Here is a 6,674-nt window from a genome sequence, read left to right as displayed (position 1 = left end):
TGCCGTGGGGAACCCGCTCGTCGGCCTGGATCACCAGGCTGGCATCGGGCTGTTCCGCCAGCAGGCGGGCGACGCTGGCCTGCACCCGCTCCACGTCGATCTGCTTGCGGTCGAGGAAGATCTGCCCCTGGGCGCCGATCGCCAGCATGATGCTGGAGGACTTCTGCGCCTTGGCCTGACTGGCCTGGGGCCTGTGCACCTCGAGCCCGGCTTCGCGCACGAAGGAGGTGGTGACAATAAAGAAGATCAGCATGATGAACACGATATCCAGCATGGGGGTCATGTCGATCTGCACTTCGTCACGCTGGCGTTTGGATTGCCGTCTCATTGCATTACCTTCTCTTCTCGCAGGCCGTCCCGGGTCTTGGCCAGCGCACGCTTGGCCTGGCTCTCGAGCCGGCTGAGTAACAACACGCCGGAGAGCGCGACCACCATGCCAGCCATGGTGGGGATGGTGGCACGGGAGATCCCGCCCGCCATGCTCTCCGGGTTAAAGCGGTTGGCCGCGGCCAACGCATCGAATACGCCTATCATGCCGGTCACGGTACCCAGCAACCCCAGCATGGGGCAGAGCACCACCAGGGTGCGGATGAAGATCAGATGACGGTTGAGCTCAAGCTCGGCCTCGGCCAGCCAGCGCCCGCGAATCGCCCGAGCGTGCCAGCTGTGACGCTCGCTGCGGGCCTGCCAGCGGCCGAGCAGCTGGCGCTGCAGCGGGGCAAACCCCAGGTTGAGGTAGAGCAGCCGCTCGATCATCAGAATCCACATCAGCACCAGCAGGGCCAGAATGACCCAGAGCACCGGGCCGCCACGACCCATGAAGCTCTGCAGCTGTTGCCAGATGTCGAGCATCATGCCGCCCGCTCCATCCCGTCACGGTTGCTTTCGGCCCGCTCGGCCAGAATGCCGGCCACCTGCTGCTCCAGCACGTTGGAGAGCTCGGTGAAGCGGGATTGCAGCAGGCTGTGGGCCAGGATCAGCGGAATGGCCGCGACCAGACCCTGTACCGTGGTGACCAGTGCCATGGAGATGCCGCCCGCCATGATCTTGGGATCGCCGGTGCCGAACTGGGTGATGGCCTGGAAGGTGCCGATCATCCCGGTCACGGTGCCGAGCAGCCCCAGCATGGGGGCAATGGCCGCGATCACCTTGACCATGCCGATGCCGCGCTCCATGCGAGGGGTCTCCTGCAGGATCGCCTCGTCGAGACGCAGTTCGAGGGTCTCCATGCTCAGCTCTGGATGCTTGTCGGCCACCGTCAGCACCCGGCCGAGGGCGTTGTCGGCATGATATTCACCGCTCTTGAGCTGGCGACGAACCCGACCCAGTTCACGGGAGAGGCTCCACAGCCGCCCCCCGGCGATCCCCAGGCCGATGGCGGCCAGCAGCACTATGATGGCGCCGACCTGGCCGCCCTGCTGGACTTGCTGCCAGAAGGTAGGGGCTTGCGCCAGCATTGCCAGCAGGGTGCCGTGGGAGGGATCCAGCGGCAGCGCTTCCCCTTCCTGGCCCTGATAAGCGGCCGCGGCGGAGAGCACGTTGCCGGGCAGGCCCAGCACCGGGCTCAGGCCTTCGGCGGTTGGTTGCAGGAACCCCTGCTCGCCAAACAGCGCGAAGCTGCCGATCCGGGTCAGCGACTGCTCGCTGGCCGCCCCCTGGGCATCCAGCACCTTGCCGTTGAACTGGGCAACCCGGCCCGACTCGCGGATCTCCTGCAGCAAGGTGGCAGGCAGCAGGGCGAGGGCGGCGCGATCCGGTACCTGCTTCTCCTGTGCCATCGCCTTGAGCGGCGCGAGGCGCTCGGGGTACTGACCTTCGACCGCGGATTCACTCAGCAGCTTGACCGCATCGCTGGCCCCCTGACGGGTGACCGCAAAGATCTCGTTCATGTCGCCGGAGGCCTGCTCCCACTGGGCATTGAGCTCCGCCAGCTGCTTCTCATTGGTAGCGAACTGGCTGGCCAGCTCCTTGCTCAGGCGCTGGGCCTCGGCCAGCTTGGCGCGGGCACTGTTCAGCTCCTTGGAAACGGACGCCAGATCCTGCTGCGCCTGCTGTTCACGGGCCTGTTCCTGCTGCTGCCAGGCTTCGTCGGCCACGGCGGCAGTGGTGCCCAGAGCGAGGGCGAGGGCGAGGGGGAACCACTTCATGGTGACGCTCATGACTGGGCCTCCTGACCACGGCTGACGGAAAGGGGGACATTCAACAACTGGGGAACCTTCTTGTCGGCGGCCATCTCCAGTGCCTCGGCGACGGGGGAGAGCCACTGGCTGTCGAGGGGCTGCCACTGCTTGTTCTGCCCGGACCAGCGCCACGCCTGGGAACGATCGGCGGTCATCGCCAACAGGGAGACCCGACCCACCGCCAGCACGTCGACCCGGCGCGCCGCGCCGTCCAGCACCAGTTCGGCGGCATAGCTGTCGAGCCGGCTGCCGTATTCCGCTTCGATCTGGTAGGCCTGCAGCAGCTGGCGGAACTTCTCCGCCTCGCTCACGTCGGCTCGGGCCAGGGTGGCTTTCAGCTGTTCAACCCGCGCCAGGCGATCTTCCTTGCGCAGCGGAATGTCGCTCTCCACCAGCTGTTCCAGCTCGGCCTGCATCTGCAGCATCAGCGGGATCAGGCCCTGCCGGGTCTCCTGTACCGCCTCCAGCTGCTGATTCAGCTTGCCCAGCTCATTTTGCTGATCGGCCACCAGAGACTGCATGTAGCGGTTGTAGGCTTCCAGATCGCGCAGTTGCAGCTGCGCATTCTGCAGCTCCAGCCTGGCGGCAACGGCCGCATCGGCGGCTTTCTCCACGCGCTGCTGGGAGGCTTTCCCGGCAGCTATGCTGTTTTTCAGTGCCGGCGCGACCAGCTCGTCGGCGCCGGCAGCGAAGTGGACTGACAGTGGCAACAAGGCCAAACCCCAAAACTTGTTCATGATATAAATCTTAACAATGATAACTATTCTCATTGTCTCAGAGTGGAGGGTCAGTGGCAATCAGATGATTTTGTTGGCCTTCGGCTGAAAAAACAGGATAATTTTTAAGCAAGCACGGGAGTCACTGGCGTTGTTCGTCACAACACCAAATTAATAAATAAAAAATATCTTTTCGATCAATGTGATAGAGATCGAAAAAGGAGAAGTTCATGTTCAACGATGCGATCTGGGAACATATCGATCGGTTCACCAAGGCCAAGAAGACCAGCGATATCCAGCAGCAGCTGGAGCGCTTCAGTCACCAGATGGGCTTTGATTACTTTCGTTTGCTGATTATTTTCCCCATCAGCATGCAGAAATCCCATGTGGCGTTGTTCAACAACTGCCCCACCAGCTGGTTCGATGCCTACTCGGAGCGGCACTACCTGACCCAGGATCCGGTCGTCTTCCTGGGACTGAAGCAAACCCAGCCCATCTTCTGGAACAAGCTCGACTGCGACTCCCCCTGGCTGCCCAGCGCCAGCCGGGAGGTGATGAACCTGGCCGCCGACTTCGGGGTGAGAAACGGCGTCTCCTTCCCGCTGCACACGCCGCAGGGGGAACACGGCATCCTCTCTTTCATCAGCAAGGAGAAGTCCAATTCCGATCTGATGTTTGAAAACGTTCCCTTGCTGTCGTTCTGCGCCAGCTACATCTTCAACTCGGCGCTGCAGCTGATAAAGAGCAGGCCGGATCTGATGAAGTACCTGACCGAACTGTCCGATCGGGAGAAGGAGTGCCTGTTCTGGGCCAGCGAGGGCAAGACCTCCTGGGAGATCGCCACCATCCTCGGCATCAGCGAGCGGACCGTGAACTTCCACCTCAATCAGGTTACCAACAAGACCGACTCGAAGAACCGCAACCAGGCGATCGCCAAGAGCATCTCCAGCGGCATCATAGTACCTTCGCTGGACGACGTGACTATCACCAACCTGCGGTTGTCGTGACGCCAGCCCGGCAGCACAGCCAATAAAAAAGAGCCGCAATGCGGCTCTTTTTTCATTTCCGGCGACGGCTTATTCCACGGTCACGGATTTCGCCAGGTTGCGCGGCTGATCCACGTCGGTGCCCTTGATGAGGGCAACATGGTAGGAGAGCAGCTGCAGCGGCACGGTATAGACGATCGGCGCGATCACCTCTTCCACGTGGTTCAGGCTCATCACCCGCATGGTCTCGTCGCTCTTGAAGCCGGTATCGGCATCGGCGAAGACGTAGAGGATACCGCCACGGGCACGCACCTCTTCCACGTTGGACTTGAGCTTCTCCAGCAGATCGTTGTTCGGCGCCACCACTATGATGGGCATCTCGGCATCGATCAGCGCCAGCGGACCGTGCTTCAACTCACCGGCGGCATAGGCCTCGGCGTGGATGTAGGAGATCTCTTTCAGCTTGAGCGCCCCTTCCATGGCGATGGGGTACTGGCTGCCGCGACCCAGGAACAGGCTGTGGTGCTTGTCGGCAAACTCTTCGGCCAGGGCCTCGATATCCTTGGCCAGCGCCAGGCTCTCCTTGATGCGCAGCGGCAGGGCCTGCAGCGCCTTGACCAGCTCGGCTTCGGCGGCGGTGCTCAGGTGGCCGCGGCAACGACCGATGGAGGCCACCAGCATCAGCAGACCGGCCAGCTGGGTGGTGAACGCCTTGGTAGAGGCCACGCCAATTTCAGCCCCCGCTCGGGTCATAAAGGCCAGATCCGATTCGCGCACCAGGGAGGAGCCCGGCACGTTGCAGATGGCCAGCGAGCTCATATAGCCGGACTCCTTGGCCAGGCGCAAGGCGGCCAGGGTATCGGCGGTCTCGCCACTCTGGGATAGGGTCACCAGCAGGCTGTTGGGGCGCACCACCGACTTGCGATAGCGGAATTCGGAGGCGATCTCCACGTCGCAAGAGACGCCGGCGATCTCTTCGAACCAGTAGCGAGCCACCATGCCGGAGTGATAGGAGGTGCCGCAGGCGACGATCTGCACGTGATCGACCTTGTCGAAGATGGCACGCGCACCGTTGCCGAACGACTCGACCACCACGTGATCACCACCCAGACGCCCTTCCAGGGTGTTGGTGATGGCCTTGGGTTGCTCGTGGATTTCTTTGAGCATGTAGTGGCGGTACTCGCCCTTGTCACCGGCGTCGTGGGAGAGTTCGGACTCCTGCTCTTCACGCACCACGGCCTCGCCGTGGGTATCGAAGATGTGCACGTCGCGACGGGTCACTTCGGCCACGTCACCCTCTTCCAGGAAGATGAAGCGACGGGTCACCGGCAGCAGCGCCATCTGGTCGGAAGCGATGAAGTTCTCGCCGATGCCGCGGCCGATCACCAGCGGGGAGCCGGAACGAGCCACCACCACGCGGCTGTCGTCACGGCTGTCCATCACTACAGTGCCGTAGGCGCCACGCAGCTGCTTCACCGCCACCTGCATGGCAGCCAGCAGGCTGGGGGCGGATTTCAGCTCGTGGTGCACCAGGTGGGCGATCACCTCGGTATCGGTGTCGGAGCTGAACACATAGCCCAACGCCTTCAACTCTTCCCGCAGCTCTTCGTGGTTCTCGATGATGCCGTTATGCACCACCACGATATGCTCGGAGACGTGAGGGTGGGCATTGCGCTCGGACGGTTCGCCGTGAGTGGCCCAGCGAGTGTGGGCGATGCCGGTACCGCCATGGACGGACTGCTCGTCCAGCGCCTTGGCCAGCTCGGCCACCTTGCCGAGGCGACGCACCCGCTGCAGCGGCTGACTGGCGCTGAACACGGCCACACCGGCCGAATCGTAGCCGCGGTATTCCAGACGGCGCAGACCCTCTACCAGAATTTCAGCCACATCACGTTGGGCGACGGCCCCGACGATGCCACACATACACTTCTCCTTAAGACGCTATTGATTCGGTTGGATATTTATTTGTTCAGGTCAGACTGCCACGGGGGCGCAGATCAGCTGGATCCCCTTGGCCTGAATTCGTTCTCTGGCCGAGATGGCCAGCCCCTCGTCGGTCACCAGGGTATGGATGCTGGACCAGGGCAGTTCGAGATTGGGGATCTTGCGACCGATCTTTTCCGACTCCACCATGACGATGACCTCCCGCGACACCTCGGCCATCACCCGGGACAGGCCCACCAGCTCGTTGAAGGTGGTGGTACCGCGTTCCGGATCGATGCCGTCGGCGCCGATGAACAGCTGGTCGAAGTCATAGGAGCGCAGCACCTGCTCCGCCACCTGACCCTGGAAGGATTCGGAGTGGGGGTCCCATGTGCCTCCCGTCATTAACAGGGTAGGCTCGTTTTCCAGCTCGCGCAGGGCGCCGGCTACATTGAGGGAGTTGGTCATCACGATGAGACCGCGCTTGTTGCCGAGCAGCGGGATCATGGCGCTGGTGGTGGTGCCGCTGTCGATGATGACGCGGTTGTGATCGCGGATCCGTTCGGCCGCCGCCTTGGCGATAGCCAGCTTTCGTTTCGAAACTTGCTCTGGATTGCCGTCCACCACCATCTCGCTGGGCAGGGGCACGGCGCCACCGTAACGACGCAGCAACAGGCCACCGGTCTCCAGCACGGCCAGATCTTTGCGAATGGTCACCTCGGAGGTGGAGAAGTGCTTGGCCAGGGCATCGACGCTCACTTCACCCTGCTCCTGCACCAGGCTCACTATGGTGTGACGGCGCTGCTGAGTATTACGTTTGGTCATCTTAAAGTTTCGATTCGAAAGAATATCGAAATATTAATGCCTTT

Annotated in this window: 7 protein-coding genes (1 of these 7 cut by a window edge); 1 reads left to right on the top strand and 6 read right to left on the bottom strand. The window is 62.3% G+C overall.

Annotated elements, in window-relative coordinates:
* The 4 genes in view from CK627_RS04100 to CK627_RS04085 are tightly spaced (each overlapping or abutting the next) and all read right to left on the bottom strand, a layout consistent with a single transcriptional unit that may run on beyond the window.
* Positions 1-328, bottom strand: partial view of an ExbD/TolR family protein gene (locus CK627_RS04100; RefSeq protein ID WP_011707897.1) — the 5' portion only. It extends 74 nt beyond the left edge of the window; 328 of the gene's 402 nt are visible here — the first part of the coding sequence; its start codon is at positions 326-328; the stop codon falls past the left edge of the window.
* The gene (locus tag CK627_RS04095) at positions 325-855 is read right to left on the bottom strand and encodes a MotA/TolQ/ExbB proton channel family protein (RefSeq protein ID WP_005307253.1); all 531 of its coding nucleotides are present in this window, start codon (positions 853-855) and stop codon (positions 325-327) included. Before CK627_RS04095 ends, CK627_RS04100 begins: the two co-directional genes overlap by 4 nt.
* Complete coding sequence (locus CK627_RS04090) at positions 852-2,159, bottom strand: MotA/TolQ/ExbB proton channel family protein (protein ID WP_095591740.1); 1,308 nt, start codon at positions 2,157-2,159, stop codon at positions 852-854. Before CK627_RS04090 ends, CK627_RS04095 begins: the two co-directional genes overlap by 4 nt.
* Positions 2,156-2,917, bottom strand: a complete 762-nt coding sequence (locus tag CK627_RS04085) for a DUF3450 domain-containing protein (RefSeq protein WP_167385265.1) — start codon at positions 2,915-2,917, stop codon at positions 2,156-2,158. The genes CK627_RS04090 and CK627_RS04085 overlap by 4 nt, the downstream gene beginning before the upstream one ends.
* Before the next feature lie 209 nt (positions 2,918-3,126).
* On the opposite strand from CK627_RS04085, the gene CK627_RS04080 reads away from it, so the two are divergent.
* Entirely contained in the window at positions 3,127-3,903 is a 777-nt protein-coding gene (locus tag CK627_RS04080; RefSeq protein ID WP_016352388.1) for a helix-turn-helix transcriptional regulator, read from the top strand.
* A gap of 69 nt (positions 3,904-3,972) precedes the next feature.
* Here the strand turns inward: CK627_RS04080 and glmS are convergent, their stop codons facing one another.
* Both glmS and CK627_RS04070 read right to left on the bottom strand, forming a co-directional pair.
* The gene (glmS, locus tag CK627_RS04075) at positions 3,973-5,805 is read right to left on the bottom strand and encodes a glutamine--fructose-6-phosphate transaminase (isomerizing) (RefSeq protein ID WP_017785154.1); all 1,833 of its coding nucleotides are present in this window, start codon (positions 5,803-5,805) and stop codon (positions 3,973-3,975) included.
* 51 nt (positions 5,806-5,856) lie between these two features.
* Positions 5,857-6,630, bottom strand: coding sequence for a DeoR/GlpR family DNA-binding transcription regulator (locus tag CK627_RS04070; RefSeq protein WP_005307234.1), 774 nt, complete (start codon positions 6,628-6,630; stop codon positions 5,857-5,859).
* Positions 6,631-6,674: the final 44 nt, after the last annotated feature.

This window comes from Aeromonas dhakensis (assembly GCF_002285935.1).
GTDB classification, from domain to species: Bacteria; Pseudomonadota; Gammaproteobacteria; order Enterobacterales; family Aeromonadaceae; genus Aeromonas; species Aeromonas dhakensis.
The sequence above is the reverse complement of the archived record's forward strand: the minus strand, read 5'-3'. Positions and strand labels throughout refer to the sequence as shown.

Excerpts from the sequence above, each read along its gene's own strand:
- glmS (WP_017785154.1), bottom strand. The coding sequence starts at position 5,805 with ATGTGTGGCATCGTCGGGGCCGTCGCCCAACGTGATGTGGCTGAAATT.
- CK627_RS04090 (WP_095591740.1), bottom strand. The coding sequence starts at position 2,159 with ATGAGCGTCACCATGAAGTGGTTCCCCCTCGCCCTCGCCCTCGCTCTG.
- CK627_RS04085 (WP_167385265.1), bottom strand. The coding sequence starts at position 2,917 with ATGAACAAGTTTTGGGGTTTGGCCTTGTTGCCACTGTCAGTCCACTTC.
- CK627_RS04070 (WP_005307234.1), bottom strand. The coding sequence starts at position 6,630 with ATGACCAAACGTAATACTCAGCAGCGCCGTCACACCATAGTGAGCCTG.
- CK627_RS04095 (WP_005307253.1), bottom strand. The coding sequence starts at position 855 with ATGATGCTCGACATCTGGCAACAGCTGCAGAGCTTCATGGGTCGTGGC.
- CK627_RS04080 (WP_016352388.1), top strand. The coding sequence starts at position 3,127 with ATGTTCAACGATGCGATCTGGGAACATATCGATCGGTTCACCAAGGCC.